The 486-nt window shown below is 45.3% G+C and carries 1 protein-coding gene; it reads right to left on the reverse strand.

Annotated elements, in window-relative coordinates; translation table 11 throughout:
- The coding region (locus tag ON07_RS16610) for a fibronectin type III domain-containing protein (protein WP_010232515.1) at positions 1 to 486 on the reverse strand (486 nt) is incomplete at both ends.

Here is a 486-nt window from a genome sequence, read left to right on the forward strand (position 1 = left end):
GCATCGAGTAATGTTGTACCACTACTCTCATCCATCTTCCAGTGAGCCACCAACGCTCCATTTGATGGAGCCGATATAGTGGTGAAACTCCTTACAGCAGACCAGTTACTATCTCCCACAGCATTTGTCGCTAATGCCCGCCAATAATAAGTAGTACCATAATCCAGTCCTGAAACCGAAGTGGAAGTACCTGTAATGTTGCTTTGATTTGCTAATGTTGATGAAAAATTAGAAGTTGTAGACACCTGAACTCTATAGCTGTCTGCTCCCGAAGAAGCATTCCAACTCAAGTTGGGCGTTACAGAAATACCCGTGGCTGCATTTGCCGGAGTGCTTAGCTGCGGAACACTTGCTAAGGTAGGCTCTGACATAGTAATAAAACTCCTAACAGCAGACCAGTTGCTATCTCCCACAGCATTGGTCGCTAATGCCCGCCAATAATAAGTAGTACCATAATCCAGTCCTGAAACCGAAGTGGAAGTACCT

It is taken from the genome of Gillisia marina, from assembly GCF_000258765.1.
Taxonomy (GTDB): domain Bacteria; phylum Bacteroidota; class Bacteroidia; order Flavobacteriales; family Flavobacteriaceae; genus Gillisia; species Gillisia marina.